Below are 15,463 nucleotides of genomic sequence, written 5' to 3'. Positions count from 1 at the left end.
TTGTGCGCTCTTTTTTTCGATTCATTTTGGCTACAAAAGCAATAAAATCAAGCATGATTAAAACCAGTGGAATTTACCCTGACACGGATTTCCACTGGTTTTTAGAATTTTTATCAGATTAACTTCCACTTGGATTAGTGGTGGAAGTTAGTTTGGGAATTTACCAATTCCACTCTTTTTATCTCTAAAAAACCTCGCTTTCGCGAGGCTCTTCTATTTATAAGATAAGGCACGTTTAAAGGTTTTCCAAGGACCTAAATCATCTGTTTGCAGAACGAGACTAGCATACATGCGTCCGATAAATCCTGTTGCTACCACCGCAAAAATCACTGTAATAGCAAGTGAAATCCACGCTTCTGCTCCCCCTGCATAGCCATTAATGGTTCTAAATGGCATAAAGAAGGTCGAAATAAAGGGAATATAAGAACCAATCTTCAGGATGAGATTGTCACCAGCTGCACCTAGAGCTGTCACTCCAAAAAAACCACCCATAATCAAAATCATCAAAGGCGACAAGGCTTTTCCTGAGTCCTCAGGACGAGAAACCATAGATCCTAAGAAGGCTGCCAAGACCACATACATAAAGAGACTGACCAAAATAAAGAGCAATGTATTCAGTGAGAATGCATCTCCCAAGTGATTCAAAATACCAGACTGAGCCAAGAAAGGCAAATCCTTAAAGAGCAGAATAGCTGCCAGACCACCTACAACATAAATCCCGATATGCGTTAAAATTACCAGAAACAAAGCCATCATCCGCGCATAGAAATAGTGACTAGCCCTTATGCTAGAAAAGACAACTTCCATAATTTTGGTGCCTTTTTCACTGGCAACTTCCTGAGCCGTCACACCCGCATAGGTAATCAGGATCATATAAAGAAAGAATCCTAAGGCGCCTGCTGCCATTGTTTGAATAAACTTTTTATTTTCCTTGGCTTCATCAATCTTTTCTGTGAATTGAATTGTCTGCGCTAAGCGTTTTTCCTGCTCTTGAGACAAGGAGGCAGTTGAACGATTAAGCTGATTTTGCAGTTCATTGAGTGTACCTGTAACTGCAAATTTAATTCCATTTTCAAGCGACGTTTCGCCATGATAAACTGCCTTCAAGACACTATCCTCTTGGTCAATAGTCAGATAGCCTTTTAATTTTTCATCTTTAATCGCTTCTTTGGCACTTGCTTCGTCTTTGTAGTCAAAGTTAACACCATTTACATTCTTCAGTCCTTCTGCTACAGATGGCACTGTTGTCACTACTGCCACTTTATCATTTTTAGCCATTGAAGAACCTTGGAGATAAGCAATTCCTCCAGAGATTCCTAAAAAGAGGAACGGTGAAATCACCATAAAGAAGAAACTCCACGATTTGACATGTCGAAGATAGGTTTCCTTGATTACAACCCACATATTTCTCATACTTCCACCCCTGATTCTAGTTTAAAGATTTCATCAATTGTTGGCGCTTGCTGGTCAAAGGTTGCGATATATTGCCCCTGAGTCAAGATTGGGAAGAGTTCCCTTCCAGCGCTCTCATCCTCTAAGATTAATTTCCAACTGCCTTGTTTGGTCAAACTCACCTGTTTGACATGAGGAAGATTTTCCAATTCTTCCTTGCTTCGTTCACTTGAAACAAAGAGACGCGTTTTCCCGTATTGATTGCGGACATCCTGAACTGGTCCATGCAAGACCACACGGCCATCTCGAATCATCAGAATATCATCACAAAGCTCCTCGACGTTAGTCATGACATGGTCAGAAAAAATAATGGCTGCTCCGCGCTCTTTTTCCTGAAAAATGACTTGTTTGAGCAATTCAGTATTGACTGGGTCCAAACCACTGAAAGGCTCATCCAAGATAATCAAATCTGGCTCATGAATCAGAGTAATAATAAGCTGAATCTTCTGCTGATTTCCTTTTGACAGACTCTTAATTTTATCTGTCAGCTTTCCTTTCACTTCCAACCTCTTCATCCATTGAGGGAGTTTTTCCTTGATCTCCTTGGCATCCATACCTTTTAGAGTCGCCAAGTAACGAACTTGTTCAAGGACTGTCAATTTAGGCATGAGACTGCGTTCTTCAGGCAGATAGCCAATCCGAGCATAGGTCTCCTGACGAATATCCTGCCCATCCAGATTAATCTCTCCTTGGTATTCTAAAAACTTCAAAATACTGTGGAAAATCGTTGTTTTCCCAGCACCATTTTTTCCGACTAGTCCCAAAATACGACCTGGTCTTGCTTGAAAGTCAATACCAAACAAAACTTGCTTGGGTCCAAAACTTTTCTCTAGACTTCTTACTTCTAGCATCTTTCACCTCCGAAATGTCTTGCACTCATTATACTCCTTTTTGATAGCCTTTACAATGATTTCTGTCCATTTTTAGAAGACTATTGCTATGTAAAATATGGCCTGGAGCGTTTTTAGTGATAAATCCATTATACACTGGTAAACTCCAATTTATCTTCTCTGTTCCTCAACTGTCTATTTTTGATCCTGAATTGTTATTTGAAAAGCAAAAATCCACCCCGAAGGATGGATTGATGATTTAACGCACTTCTGCATTGACTTTTTCTTCAAGTGATGCTTGGATTTTTTCCATGTAGCGTGCGACTTCTTCATCCGTTAAGCTATCTTCTGGATTTTGGAAAGTCAAGCTATAAGCCATTGACTTCATACCAAGTCCCAATTTCTCACCTGAGAAGACGTCAAAGAGTTTGATATCTGTCAAACGTTTCACGCCTGCAGCTTGGATAGCATCTACAACTTCTTGGTGAGTTACTTCTGCCTTGAGGAGAAGGGCAACGTCACGGCTGACTGCTGGGAATTTGGTGATTTCCACAAATGGAGCCGCTGGTTGAAGCGCTGCTTCGATGGCTGAAAGATTAAGCTCAGCTACATACGTTTCTGAAATATCGTAAGCCTTAGCAGTGACTGGATGCACTTGTCCAAGGAAACCAAGAACTTGGTCACCGAGGGAAATCATAGCTGTACGACCTGGGTGGAGACTTGCAATTTCAGCTGTAGCTGTATAGGTCACTTCTAGTCCCAAGCGAGTAAATAGGGCTTCAAGGATTCCCTTAGCATAGAAGAAATCAACTGGAACTGCTGCCGTTTGGAAATCTTTTTCAGCCACCAAGCCTGTCAAGGCAAAGGCAAAGCTGTTGATCTCATTTGGAAGTTCTTCTTTTGGATTACCTGTTTGTTCAAAGACTTTTCCAATCTCGTAAAGGGCCAAGTTTTTATTCTTACGAGCTACGTTGTAGGCAACGGTATCAAGGATACCTGAGATCATATTTTGACGGAGAACTGAACGATCCACGGTCATTGGCCACATGAGTTCTGTAAGGTTACTTGGTTGAGCTGTGAACTCAACTGCTTTTTCAGGAGTTGTTAGAGCGTAGGTAATGATTTCTGTCAAACCTGCCCCTTCAGCAATCGTACGAACTTGACGGCGAAGTTTTTGTGTCGCAGTCAATTCACCAGCTGTTCCATCGTCTTTTGGAAGACTAGTTGGCAAGCGGTCATATCCATAGATACGAGCGATTTCTTCAAAGAGGTCTGCTTCGATGGTGATATCCCAACGACGACGTGGTACGCTGACTGTAAATGATTCTGCATTTCCAGAAAGGCCAAATCCAAGACGACGGAAGACATCTTCGACATCAGCGTATGAAAGATCTGTTCCAAGGACACGGTTGACGTCTGCAAGGGTAGAAGAAACTTCCACATCAGAAGTATCAAGCTCACCTGCTGAAACGATACCTTTACGCACCGTCGCACCTGCAAGTTCTGCAATCATGCTAGCTGCTGCATCAAGGGCTTCGTTAACCGTTGCCACATTGATACCTTTTTCAAAGCGAGAAGACGACTCAGAACGAAGGTTGAGGCGACCGCTGGTCTTACGGATTGATTTTCCGTTGAAGACAGCAGCTTCAAGGACAACACGACTAGATTTTTCAGAAATTTCTGTAGCCTCTCCACCCATGACACCTGCAAGAGCTACTGGCTTGTCTGCGACAGTGATAACTACGTCATTCACGTCCAAGTCACGTTCTTCACCATCTAAAGTCACCAATTTTTCACCAGCACGCGCTTCACGTACACGGATGTCACTCCCTTCAAAGGTATCCAAGTCAAAGGCATGCATTGGTTGACCAAAGTAGAGAAGGATGTAGTTGGTCACGTCCACTACGTTATTGATTGGACGGATTCCTTCGTTCATGAGAAGGTTTTGCAACCATTGTGGACTTGGTGCGATAGTCACATTGTCCAAGATACGAGCTGCATAGTAAGGCGCCTTGTCTGTCTCAATGCCCACAGAAAGAGCATCTGCTGCAGCTTGGTCAGTTTCTGATAGAGTAAATTCTTTAAAGTTGACTGCCTTATCATAGATAGCTGCTACTTCGTGAGCCACTCCACGCATAGAAAGGGCATCTGCACGGTTAGGTGTGATGGAAAGTTCGATGATTTCATCATCCAAGTCTAGATATGAGAAGACTTCATCCCCAGGAACGGCATTTTCTGGCAAGATTTGGATGCCATCTGCGAATTCCTTAGGTACAACTGAGTCAGAAATTCCCAATTCACCAAGTGAACAGATCATCCCAAGTGACTCAAAACCACGGATTTTTCCTTTTTTGATTTTGTAGTTGTCAGCGATGCGAGCTCCTGGAAGTGCCACCATGACCTTGATACCAGCACGCACATTCGGTGCACCACAAACGATTTGACGGGCTTCTTCTTCGCCAACGTTAACCTGACAAACATGGAGGTGAGTTTCTGGCACATCTTCGCAAGACAAGACCTCACCGACGACAATTTTTGAGAGACCAGCAGCTGGTGATTCGACACCCTCTACCTCGATCCCTGTAGTTGACATTTTTTCAGCCAACTCTTGTGATGGAACATCAATGTCCACCAATTCTTTTAACCATTTATAAGATACAAGCATAATTCTGATTGTAAGATCCTACCAAGTAAGACCTTTTCAATTCCTTTCTTTTTCTTCGAGTCAGTCCTAACGAGTTCTCTCAAGAATACCTGACTAGGACTGTATTTCAGATTTCAACCTTATTTAAACTGTTCTGAGAAGCGGACATCTCCTTGGTAGAATCCACGGATATCGTTGATTCCATAACGGAGCATAGCTACACGCTCTTGACCAAGACCAAAGGCAAATCCAGAGTAAACAGTCGCATCGATACCACTCATTTCAAGGACACGTGGGTGAACCATACCGGCACCCATAATTTCGATCCAACCTGTTTTCTTACATACGTTACAGCCTTCTCCACCACACTTGAAGCAAGAAACATCCACCTCAACAGATGGCTCTGTGAATGGGAAATAAGATGGACGCAAACGAATTTGGCGCTCTTCACCGAACATTTTTTGGACAATCAATTGAAGCGTTCCTTGAAGGTCAGCCATAGAAATATTTTTCCCAACAACCAAACCTTCGATTTGGTGGAACTGGTGACTGTGAGTCGCATCGTCTGTGTCACGACGGAACACACGCCCTGGTGAAATCATTTTCAAAGGACCTTTAGAGAAATCATGGGCATCCATAGCACGCGCTTGAACTGGAGACGTGTGAGTACGAAGTAAGATTTCTTCTGTGATATAGAAAGTGTCCTGCATATCGCGGGCTGGGTGATCTTTTGGAAGGTTCATACGCTCAAAGTTGTAGTAGTCTTGCTCCACTTCAAAACCGTCCACTACTTGGTAACCCATCCCAATGAAAATATCTTCGATTTCTTCACTTGTTTGTGTGAGGACATGACGATGACCAGTCGCAACTGGGCGACCTGGAAGCGTCACATCAATGCTCTCGCTAGCTAGTTGAGCCGCGACTTTCTTTTCTTCCAAAAGCTTAGCTGTTTCTTCAAAAGCAGCTGTCAAGACATCACGAGCTTCATTGACGTGTTTCCCGATGATTGGACGCATCTCAGCAGAGACATCTTTCATCCCTTTGAGGATTTCAGTGAGCGAACCCTTTTTACCAAGGACAGAGACACGCAAATCTTGCATCTCTTTTTCATTTTCAGCAGTAATCTGCTTCAAGCTAGCCAGCGTTTCTTCACGAAGCGCTTTTAATTGTTCTTCAATAGTTGACATAATTCCTCCATCAGTCTCTCGTAGATAAAAAGAAAACCACATGCCAAAAACTCCACTCGGAGCGTTGACACGCGGTACCATCCGTTTTCATCTGACAAGTCAGACCTTCATTTCTAAATCCATGCTCAAGTGAATTCACCCAGCTTTCATATAGAGAGCTTGCAGTCACGGCTCTCCTCCCTGATATACTTCCCTTGAGTTACTAGTCTTGCGGATTTCTATTCAATTACTACTTAGTTTATCAGATTTTTAGTTAAAAAACAAGTTAGATTAGACTAATTTCAGTATAAAACTCGTTCCTTTTTCTGTTACTCCATCTTCCACAAATCCAAGCGACTTGAAACACCTCCTAGAAGCATGATTGTAGGTGTAGATTTCCTTGACTTTCAATTCTTTCCATCCTTTTACTCGAGCCAATTCAATCAAAGTACTTAGAATCTTTTTTCCAAGTCCTCGATGTTGGTAAGCGGGATTTCCAATCACAATGGGGAGATTATCCTGAGATAGTGTAACATCCCCAATTGGAAACCATTCACCCTTCTCCTTGACTTCAATCCAAAAAAGCTCACCATGCTGATCCAAATAGGAATACATAGCTTCCAAAGTTTCTTGACTGTAAGGTCTCTTCACACCATCTACGAGGTAAACCAAGTTCACATCCTGATACCAAGCAAAAGCTTCCTCACAATGATTGACCTTATAATAAGGAACAAGACGCAGTGAATTATCTATTTGTAGGGTCTGTTTCATCTGCTTTCCTTTTCAACAAAAGAGTTGCTGCTTGATTAAAACCATCACACCAGTTATACCATTTTGCTTCATACTCATCTTGAGGTAAGATATGATTTTTTAAATCCAGAACAGAGTAAATCTTTCTTTCCTCACAAGCTTGCGCATAGAGATGATATAGTTCATTACCGCCGTCTCTATCAAACTCAGCAGAAATCGTATCTTGACCTGCCAATAAAGTCTGATAAGTCCTGTGATGCCCATCTGTAATCAACAAGTAATCTCCAAAGGCAAGAATACTGATTGGATTTTCTGCCGACTGATAAAGTGTCTGAATGCCTTCTAGTTTCGTTTCTGATAAGTATAGTTGAGTTGGATGAAGAGCTTTTATATTGACTTTCATTTCTTTCTCCTCAAGGGAATTTGATGCTCACTTCTGTTTGCCTTTAAATCGCCATTGGAAGCGGAGCTTATTATAGAAGGGAAACTCGATAAACAAGACTCCCAACCCCACACAGAAACTGGCGAGAACATCAGATGGGTAATGAACTCCCACCCAAAAAGAGACAGTAGTTCATACTACTATTACTCTATTTTCATTGCTTTCACAATTGCTAAGGCAGTCAATACAAAAATAAAAAGTGGAAGCACTGTGATTTTTAGGTTTGTAGCACTCGCTAAGGCAACGATGAGCATGCTAAGAATTCCTGGTACAACAACATTGAATACTCCAAGCACTGACTGGATGGTTCCCATGACTTCTTCTGGAACCATCGAGAATACAAGGTTGAAAATCCGAGGCCCCATCATTCCTACTGCAACCGCGCATAAGAAGACAACCACCAATAAAAGAAGGAAATGATTGGTCAACCAAGAAAAGAGAATACAGAGATGCATAATTTCTTCAAAGTAGACAATCATTTTTATGGGAATATTTTTTAGGATACCTCCACTCAAAAAACTTCCCACAATCGTTCCTGAAAAAATAACCACTGACAATGCTGCAATGGATTTCCCAGTGTCAAAGAAGATAAATGGATGATGGATTAACATCAAAGTCGTTAAAGGGGTAATAATGCTTAAAATCACTTGGTTCATAGCTGCAATGAATATTAATTTGATGATGGCTGGAAAACTTGCCAATATCTTCATAGAATAGAGGAAATGCTCTCCAAAAGATTTTGCGGTTAATCTTTTACTAACCTCCATCTGTCCCTCAATATCTCTCAAAGAAGTACGAATAAACACCACACCCAACAGTGCAAAAAGAAAGGTCAAAGCATTCAATCCCACAAACATCTGAAGACTGATGACCCCAATCAAAACTCCACCTGTAAGGTTGCTAAGAATATTAACTACACCAGCAGTTGCCTGTCTAAACCCCATAGCATCTGTCATATCATCTCCTATAATCCTCACATACAAAGGAGAAATCATAGCACCTGCAAAATAACTCATGGTATCTGATAAAAGATTGATGCCACAAATAAGAAAAACCATCCCCATAGAAAAGTTCTTATCCGTTACAAACAGTGTCAATAGAGTATAAAGCAGAAACTTACTTGCCAATATAGCAATATATTTTGCAACACGATTTTTTTGAAAATCGGCAATAACGCCTGTGAACAACTGAGAAATCTGCGGCAAAGTCTCCGAAACTGTTATACAAAGAACAGCTAATGAAGCAAATTTATATCCCGATACATAAGAAATAAAGGAAATATAAAACAACGTGTCACCAAATGACGAAACCCATTGATTAATCAGCAACATCCGATAATTTTTATTGGTCAGAAAAGTATTCATTGGATTGCCTCCTTCTTCAGCTCAAAAGGAAATTGAAATCCTAACAACGCCCAATATATCCCCAAAGTTCCAATACCAAAATCAAAAACTAATGATGATATTCTAACACATCAATTTTACTTTGTCAATAATTTTTATGGTGTTTTCTTATTTTTTTTGAAATATGAATTTAAGTTATCTAAAAATACAAATCTTTTTCTTAATCTTCACTTTCCAATAATTTCATTTCCTTCTCAATTTCTAGCATCATTCTCTGCTTCTCTTCGTGCTTGTAAAGCTGATAAGATACTTGATAAAAACCTAGTATCCTATCCCTTTCAGCAAATCCAACGCTTATATTTCCCAATAAACAATACAAATCTGCTAATCGATAACTACTATTATACCTTTTACAAATAGCTATTGTTTCTGTAATTTCTTCTATAGCTTCAGATGTTCGTTCATTCAACCACAAATATCTACAATAGTTATATCGGAATTTAATCATCAATTCTAACTGTTCCAAATGATGAACAGATAGTGACTGGAGGTTCTCTTTTAAAAGTTGATAGAGTTCCTGATATGTGTCTTCCTGCCCCATATCAAAATAAAAATTAGCCAAGGTATTTCCCAGTTGTAGATAGTAAAAATCAGATTTTTTCAGAGATAACAATATTTTTTCCAGTTTCGCAACTGCCTCTGTTTGATGATTTAGATAACGGAATTGAACTAATGTATCAATCCAGTCCAAATAAATCTGGTCTTTAGCAGACAGACGAGCACGTTTAGATTTTTCCAGTTCATAGATATAATGGAGAGATTCATATTCCCTCTCATCCAAAAATTTCTTAGATAGTTCTTTAAACTTATCAATATTTTCTAAACTAGAAACCTCAGTATCTTCAAAGAAATAATCCATGCTCACCTTCAATCGCTTAGATAGTTGAAAGAGTAATTCTGACCCAGGTGAGTATTTACCTTGCTCCATACGGCTAATCTGCCCTTGCTCACAAATCCCCTCAGCTAATTCTTTTTGAGATAATTTTAATTCCTTTCTTTTATTTTTTAAGCGTGTCGCTAATAACATACCCACACTTTCTTCCTCCTTGCTTTATTTATTAAAATATATCAAATCCCAAAACATGTTTAAAGTATATATTTCATATGCTTCTATTTGTATTTGTACAATTTTTTATCTTTTCCATCACTTCTGCTTGCCTTTAAATCGCCATTGGAAACGAAGCTTGTCATAGAAAGGAAACTCGATAAACAGGACTCCCAAGCCCACACAGAGACTGGCAAGGACGTCTGATGGATAGTGAACTCCCAGATAGATTCTTGATACCAGCACACTGACTAGGTAGAACCCAAGGACGATTTGCACGATTTTTCTCCAGACTGGATTTTTCATCCGTTGACTGAGAATGACAATCAGAGAACCGACCATCAAGGTTACAGCCAGAGAATGGCCACTTGGGAAGGAAAATCCCTTCTCCTCCACCAGATGTAAGATAGCTGGTCGTGGGCGCTGGTAGATGTTTTTAAAGGTCACGATTAAAAGACCTGCCAAAGCCAAATTCCCCAGCATAAGTAGGCTTTCTATCTTCCATCGCTTACGATAAAAGATAAAAGCTGTAATGACGACCCAAGTGATAATCACTGGGATATCAATCAAGCGTGTGATGGCCCTGAAAAGAATAGTCAAATAATCTGGCAAGTCTCCTCGAACGGCAGTCTGAATCGGTTGGTCAAAACCGACCAGCGTTTCAGGGTAAAATTTGACCATATAGCCAAGAATAACGAAAAGTAAAAGGGCAAAACTGCCCTTCATTAAAAATGTTTGTTTATCTCTCATAATGTTTTAAGGTTGGTTTCAAGAGAACATACAACAACCAGAATGAAACGGCAAAGATAACACCCTCAATCAAATTAAAAGGTAATACCATGGTCATTAGGTAGTTGGAAAGTCCCAAAATTTTTCCAATATCAAAGTTAGCAAACTTAGCGTACAAAGGAACAGCGTAAACATAGTTGAGAACCAACATAGCCACGGTCAAGCCAATAGTTCCAGCTAGAGATCCTAGTAGGAAACGAAGGGGTGTCCGTTCCTTTTTCCAAATCAAAGCAAATACGATGACAAAAACTCCCAAAGCTACGATATTCATTGGCAAACCAATGTAAGTATTCACTCCCTGGCTGTTAAGAAGCAACTTCAAGAGTGAGCGAAGCAAGAGAACTCCTAGAGCAGCAGGCAAATCCATGACCACCAAGCCCACAAGGACTGGCAAGATACTAAATTCGATCTTTAGGAAGGACGCCGCTGGCAAAAGCGGAAAGTCAAAGTACATCAGCACAAATGAGATGGCTGATAGAATCGCAATGGTCGAAAGTCGACGTGTGTTTGTCATAACAGGTTCCTCCAATTTTCTATAAAATCAGAAGAAGTTAGAAAGGATTCCTCTATCTATTCTCACTTTTTATATCCCAAATCTTTCCTCTCACCCTATTAAAACAAAGCAAGCGGTTACAGTCTAGCTATAAATCTATCAGAACAGACAAAACTATTCTTTCGTCTTCTCCCATCCAGACTATACTGTCGGTTGTGGAATCTCACCACATCAGCTTGCGCTCGCGGACTTCTTTAAAGAGAAGGAAATAGAGATTTTTCTTTTAGACTAGGCGACAAGCTGTAGGCATAACTTCTGGTTAGGCAAAGCTTGTCAACAAAGTATAAAAGGAAAAGATCATTTCCTAGTTAAAGTCACCGCCGGTCGGGAATCACACCCTGCCCTGAAGACTCTTTTATCATAACAAAAAACGCTTGCAAGCGCAAGCATTTTGTTCATTTTCATTTTCATTTTTTATTTCAATTTATCCACTTCATAGGTATGAACGAGCTCAAGACCTGCAAAGTTCTGCTGGCGGAGGGCTTCGTAGACAATCATGCAGACGGTATTAGACACATTGAGACTGCGGACGTGTTCATCATTCATAGGAATACGGAGAGCTTTCTCAGGATGTTCTCGCATAAAGTCCTCAGGCAAGCCCTTGTCTTCACGTCCAAAGAGAAAATAATGGTCCTCGTCAGTCGATAAATCCACCTCAGAATAGATTTTTTCTGCGAATTTTGAAATCAGATAGAGTTTACCCTTCATCTGGGACATAAAATCTTCTAAACTGTCGTAAAAATAAATCTCTAGCTTATCCCAATAATCCAATCCAGCCCGCTTCATCTTGCGATCATCAATAGGAAATCCCATAGGCTTGATGATGTGGAGGGGAGAATTGGTCGCAGCGCAAGTACGCGCGATATTGCCTGTATTTTGTGGAATTTGAGGTTCAAATAATACAATGTGATTTGTCATGACTTGCTTCCTTTCACCATTGCAAAAAAATAGCCACACTGCCCGGAGTCAAGCTCAGCAAACAGCGTGGTTAAGGCATCGTTAACTTACCTCACAACAGGTTTGAAGTAAATCAGCGAAACTACTTTCTTAGTATAACACTTTCAGAATCATTGTCAATAGAAACGACTTGATTTTTTCAATTTTTTCAAGCTACTTCCAAGGGTTTCTAGGAGAAAATTCTTAAATATCTGCAAAAATTGCTTACTCTTTTATACCTATCTGTGGACTGGGAATGATGATATTATGACTTCGTTATCTCAAATACTGCTGTATGAACCCACTCATTATGAATTTGTAAGTCATTTTCTATAACCCTACTAAAGGTGAAGCCATTTTTTAAAAGCACCCTCTGAGAGGCTAGATTACCTGTTGCCGTTCCTGCAATGATTCTATTGAAACCATAAGTCGTGAAGGCTTTTTCTAAAACGAGTTTAACCGCTTCGCTGGCATAACCTAAATTGCTAACAGTTTCCCCAATCCTATACCCAAGCTCTGCTGTTTTTCGATTATTCTCTAAAACACTTAAATTAATTCTTCCGACCATAACGCCTTGCGAATCTCTTATAATATGCATGTAGACATCATGATTCTCTTGTTCCCTTAACAATTCCCTCGTAATTTCTTTAAAACCTTCTAAATCAAAATAGTTAGCGGGTCTAGGAGGTAAATTCCGCTCAAAATACTCTCGATTCTCTTTTTCAAAAAAATAGACGTCTAGACTACTTGCTTCAGACAACAGCTCTAAACTGATCATTACAAATCCTCTCCCATCATTATCTACATTCAAATTTTCTCATGTTTACACAAAGTGAAATTAACACGATTTAAATTAAGTACTTTTACTATTTTATATCGTCTCTACATTATGACACTGAACTTAGTTGAAAATGATTATATTTGAATAACTTTGATTTTGTAGTGTAAATTCTACTATAAAATATACAAACTAACTCATGATTTGTCAAAAAGTTTCAAGTATACAATTATTAACTTTATTTCTCATACAATCTATCAATAAAAAGTTATAGAATAATTTCTCTTTACTTCTCTAATGAAAACTTTGACAATACTATTTCCAAGGGTTGTAAAATCGTCCCTGATTCTGCAAGATAAGTAGTAAACTAGCTACTAAAAACAAGGCTGCCAAGAGCAAGGTAAGATAATCTCCTTTTTTCAAGGCCTGATAACTATACCAAGTCCGTTTTTTCTCTTTTCCAAAGCGGCGAAGCTCCATGGCGGTCGCGATGGTATCAATGCGTTCTAGCGAGCTAAAAATCAAGGGCGTAATAATGAGCAGATTGCCTTTGATTCGTTGCATAAGAGAAGCTTTCTTGGATAATTCCATCCCACGCGCTTCCTGAGACATCTTGATGGTAAAGAATTCTTCCTGCAAATCTGGAATATAGCGCAAGGTCAGGCTGACAGAATAGGCAATCTTGTAAGGCACACCAATTTGATTTAAACTGGAAGCAAACTGACTAGGGTGGGTTGTCATCAAAAAAATAATAGCTAAAGGAATGGTGCAAAGGTACTTAATAGCCAAATTTAGCAGATAAAAGAGCTCCTGACTGGTCAGAGTGTAGGCACCGATTCCCTGCCAAATCACACTTCTCTCTCCGTAAAGTCCAACCCCATACTCGGGAGAAAAGAGATAGACCATCAAGACGTTTAAAATCGCAAATACCGTCGCAAAAGCGGCCACAAAGGAAACATCTTTAAAGCGGATTTCTGACAAATAGAGGAGAAAGACCGAAAAGATGGCAATCAGAACAAGCAGTCTGGTATCATAGCTAATCATGGCAGCCAATGACACGAGAATGAAAAAGAGGAGTTTCCCAGCTCCTGACAAGCGATGAATCACAGTATCTCTATGCTGGTAACCGATTAATTTAGCTTGCATCCTTCTCTCCTTTCTTTGTAAAATGCCGTTAAAGCAAGTGGATCCACGTCGAATTTTTTAGCCAAGTTGAAGATTGAAGTTTCTTTTAGATTGGCTTTTATTAACAGCTCAGGATTGCTCAAAAGACTAGCTGGATCGGTATCGGCAATCAGTTCCCCATCCACCATGACAAGAGTACGATCAGAATAATCCAGCATCAATTGCATATCATGGGTAATCATGACAATTGTATGACCTTTTTGGTGCAGTTCTTCGAGAAATTCCATAATCTCAGTATAATTCTTCTGGTCTTGACCAGCTGTCGGTTCATCTAGGAGAATAATTTCAGCCCCTAAGACCAAAATCGATGCAATAGTCACACGTTTTTTCTGGCCAAATGACAGGGCAGAAATAGGCCAATTACGGAATTCATATAGACCACAGATTTTCAAAGTTTCATAGACTCTCGTTTCAATTTCCTGCTCGTCCACACCTCGCAAACGAAGTCCCAGAGCCACCTCATCAAAAATCATGTTGGTTGAAATCATTTGATTAGGATTTTGCAGCACATAGCCTACTCGTTCCGCCCGCTCTGCAACAGAATCTCCTTTGATATCCTGTCCTTCCCAGAGATAGCGACCTTCCGTCTGGATAAAGCTGCTTAAGGCCTTGGCAAGGGTTGATTTCCCAGCCCCATTTTTTCCGACAATGGCAATTTTTTCACCCTTTTTAATATCCAAATGTAGGGATTTTAAAATCGGTCTATCATCATAAGAAAAAGACAGATCCTCTAATTTAAAGAGTGACTGCAATTCTGGGGTTTCTTTTACCAGTTCCGTTCGCAACTGAACCTGACCTTTCGAGATAGACAAGTTGTCCAAATTTGCTAATTGTTCTTCCTTAGCTAAATCCACACCCAATTGACGGAGAGTGGTGAGATAAAGAGGTTCTCGAATTCCATTTTGTGTCAATAAATCAGTAGCTAGTAGCTGGTCAGAACTCCCATTAAAGAGGATACGACCATCGTTTATCAAGACAAGCCGATCCACAGGCCGATGCAGAACATCCTCCAAACGGTGCTCAATAATAAGGGTCGTCGTCCCCTCTTCCTTATGAATCTGGTCAATCAATTCGATAATGTCCTGACCTGACTTGGGATCCAGATTGGCGAGTGGCTCATCAAACAAGAGAATCGGACTCTCATCAATCAAAACACCAGCTAGACTAACTCGCTGCTTTTGTCCACCTGACAAATCCTGAGGGCGCTGATTCAGTAAAGAAAGAAGGTCTAGCTTTTCAGCCCATTTATGAACACGACCTTTCATCTCTTCTAGAGCTGTCACATCATTTTCCAGAGCAAAAGCCAAATCCTCTGCCACGGACAAGCCGATAAACTGCCCATCTGTATCCTGCAAAACTGTACTGACCAGATGAGATTTATCATAAATGCTCATATCAAAGGCTGCTTGCCCCTTGATCAAAAATTCTCCAGATGTCTGCCCCTTGTAAATATTGGGAATAATCCCATTCAAACACTGACCCAAGGTAGA

Annotated in this window: 15 protein-coding genes, 1 pseudogene and 1 riboswitch; of the genes and pseudogenes, 1 reads left to right on the top strand and 15 read right to left on the bottom strand. The window is 40.2% G+C overall.

The genetic code is table 11. From position 1 onward, the window contains the following. Window positions 1–213 precede the first annotated feature (213 nt). Together RYL77_RS07645 and RYL77_RS07640 are read right to left on the bottom strand one after the other, a co-directional pair. A complete protein-coding gene (locus RYL77_RS07645) occupies window positions 214–1,413 on the bottom strand; it encodes an ABC transporter permease (protein ID WP_315010847.1) in 1,200 nt (399 codons plus the stop codon). Continuing rightward, complete coding sequence (locus RYL77_RS07640; RefSeq protein ID WP_315010846.1) at window positions 1,410–2,303, bottom strand: ABC transporter ATP-binding protein; 894 nt, start codon at window positions 2,301–2,303, stop codon at window positions 1,410–1,412. Before RYL77_RS07640 ends, RYL77_RS07645 begins: the two co-directional genes overlap by 4 nt. 116 nt (window positions 2,304–2,419) lie before the next feature. Between RYL77_RS07640 and RYL77_RS07635 the strand changes: the two genes are divergently transcribed. Beyond that, entirely contained in the window at window positions 2,420–2,545 is a 126-nt protein-coding gene (locus RYL77_RS07635) for a hypothetical protein (RefSeq protein WP_315010845.1), read from the top strand. On the opposite strand, the gene pheT is transcribed toward RYL77_RS07635, so the two are convergent. The 13 genes and pseudogenes from pheT to RYL77_RS07570 form a co-directional block, all read right to left on the bottom strand. After that, window positions 2,542–4,947 (bottom strand): phenylalanine--tRNA ligase subunit beta, encoded by a 2,406-nt coding sequence (gene pheT, locus RYL77_RS07630; protein ID WP_315010844.1) that lies wholly within the window; start codon window positions 4,945–4,947, stop codon window positions 2,542–2,544. The two genes, RYL77_RS07635 and pheT, sit on opposite strands and share 4 nt — an antisense overlap. A 119-nt stretch (window positions 4,948–5,066) precedes the next feature. Further along, entirely contained in the window at window positions 5,067–6,113 is a 1,047-nt protein-coding gene (gene pheS, locus RYL77_RS07625) for a phenylalanine--tRNA ligase subunit alpha (protein WP_000103743.1), read from the bottom strand. Window positions 6,114–6,383: 270 nt separating this feature from the next. After that, the gene (locus tag RYL77_RS07620) at window positions 6,384–6,833 is read right to left on the bottom strand and encodes a GNAT family N-acetyltransferase (RefSeq protein WP_315010849.1); all 450 of its coding nucleotides are present in this window, start codon (window positions 6,831–6,833) and stop codon (window positions 6,384–6,386) included. 4 nt (window positions 6,834–6,837) lie between these two features. Beyond that, window positions 6,838–7,245 carry a chromosome partitioning protein ParB gene (locus RYL77_RS07615; protein WP_315010843.1) on the bottom strand — a complete coding sequence of 136 codons (408 nt, stop codon included), beginning with the start codon at window positions 7,243–7,245 and terminating at the stop codon, window positions 6,838–6,840. A 27-nt stretch (window positions 7,246–7,272) separates the two neighbouring features. Beyond that, window positions 7,273–7,401: pseudogene (locus tag RYL77_RS07610) on the bottom strand (phosphatase PAP2 family protein); the annotation flags it as partial. 26 nt (window positions 7,402–7,427) lie between these two features. Continuing rightward, a complete protein-coding gene (locus RYL77_RS07605; RefSeq protein WP_315010842.1) occupies window positions 7,428–8,648 on the bottom strand; it encodes an MFS transporter in 1,221 nt (406 codons plus the stop codon). Window positions 8,649–8,847: 199 nt separating this feature from the next. Then, window positions 8,848–9,720, bottom strand: a complete 873-nt coding sequence (locus RYL77_RS07600; RefSeq protein WP_102210602.1) for a helix-turn-helix domain-containing protein — start codon at window positions 9,718–9,720, stop codon at window positions 8,848–8,850. 111 nt (window positions 9,721–9,831) lie between these two features. Next, complete coding sequence (locus RYL77_RS07595; RefSeq protein WP_315010841.1) at window positions 9,832–10,482, bottom strand: phosphatase PAP2 family protein; 651 nt, start codon at window positions 10,480–10,482, stop codon at window positions 9,832–9,834. Further along, window positions 10,472–11,035: an ECF transporter S component gene (locus RYL77_RS07590; protein ID WP_049539234.1), complete on the bottom strand. Its 564-nt coding sequence runs from the start codon at window positions 11,033–11,035 to the stop codon at window positions 10,472–10,474. Before RYL77_RS07590 ends, RYL77_RS07595 begins: the two co-directional genes overlap by 11 nt. 159 nt (window positions 11,036–11,194) lie before the next feature. Next, window positions 11,195–11,429, bottom strand: a riboswitch (FMN riboswitch). Between the two features lie 59 nt (window positions 11,430–11,488). Then, window positions 11,489–11,992, bottom strand: a complete 504-nt coding sequence (locus RYL77_RS07585) for a tRNA (cytidine(34)-2'-O)-methyltransferase (protein WP_315010840.1) — start codon at window positions 11,990–11,992, stop codon at window positions 11,489–11,491. A 283-nt stretch (window positions 11,993–12,275) separates the two neighbouring features. After that, window positions 12,276–12,788, bottom strand: a complete 513-nt coding sequence (locus tag RYL77_RS07580) for a GNAT family N-acetyltransferase (RefSeq protein WP_315010848.1) — start codon at window positions 12,786–12,788, stop codon at window positions 12,276–12,278. Between the two features lie 315 nt (window positions 12,789–13,103). After that, window positions 13,104–13,934, bottom strand: coding sequence for an energy-coupling factor transporter transmembrane component T (locus RYL77_RS07575; RefSeq protein WP_315010839.1), 831 nt, complete (start codon window positions 13,932–13,934; stop codon window positions 13,104–13,106). Beyond that, window positions 13,919–15,463, bottom strand: a 1,545-nt coding sequence (locus tag RYL77_RS07570; protein WP_315010838.1) for an ABC transporter ATP-binding protein, incomplete at its 5' end; no start/stop codon positions are given. The genes RYL77_RS07575 and RYL77_RS07570, both read right to left, overlap by 16 nt.

Source organism: uncultured Streptococcus sp. (assembly GCF_963516515.1).
Lineage (GTDB): Bacteria > Bacillota > Bacilli > Lactobacillales > Streptococcaceae > Streptococcus.
The sequence above is the reverse complement of the archived record's forward strand: the minus strand, read 5'-3'. Positions and strand labels throughout refer to the sequence as shown.

Bases quoted from the DNA above. Each gene is read 5' to 3' on its own strand.
- RYL77_RS07640 (WP_315010846.1), bottom strand. From the start codon at position 2,303: ATGCTAGAAGTAAGAAGTCTAGAGAAAAGTTTTGGACCCAAGCAAGTT.
- RYL77_RS07615 (WP_315010843.1), bottom strand. From the start codon at position 7,245: ATGAAAGTCAATATAAAAGCTCTTCATCCAACTCAACTATACTTATCA.
- RYL77_RS07575 (WP_315010839.1), bottom strand. From the start codon at position 13,934: ATGCAAGCTAAATTAATCGGTTACCAGCATAGAGATACTGTGATTCAT.
- pheT (WP_315010844.1), bottom strand. From the start codon at position 4,947: ATGCTTGTATCTTATAAATGGTTAAAAGAATTGGTGGACATTGATGTT.
- RYL77_RS07645 (WP_315010847.1), bottom strand. From the start codon at position 1,413: ATGAGAAATATGTGGGTTGTAATCAAGGAAACCTATCTTCGACATGTC.
- RYL77_RS07595 (WP_315010841.1), bottom strand. From the start codon at position 10,482: ATGAGAGATAAACAAACATTTTTAATGAAGGGCAGTTTTGCCCTTTTA.
- RYL77_RS07585 (WP_315010840.1), bottom strand. From the start codon at position 11,992: ATGACAAATCACATTGTATTATTTGAACCTCAAATTCCACAAAATACA.
- RYL77_RS07590 (WP_049539234.1), bottom strand. From the start codon at position 11,035: ATGACAAACACACGTCGACTTTCGACCATTGCGATTCTATCAGCCATC.
- pheS (WP_000103743.1), bottom strand. From the start codon at position 6,113: ATGTCAACTATTGAAGAACAATTAAAAGCGCTTCGTGAAGAAACGCTG.
- RYL77_RS07605 (WP_315010842.1), bottom strand. From the start codon at position 8,648: ATGAATACTTTTCTGACCAATAAAAATTATCGGATGTTGCTGATTAAT.
- RYL77_RS07580 (WP_315010848.1), bottom strand. From the start codon at position 12,788: ATGATCAGTTTAGAGCTGTTGTCTGAAGCAAGTAGTCTAGACGTCTAT.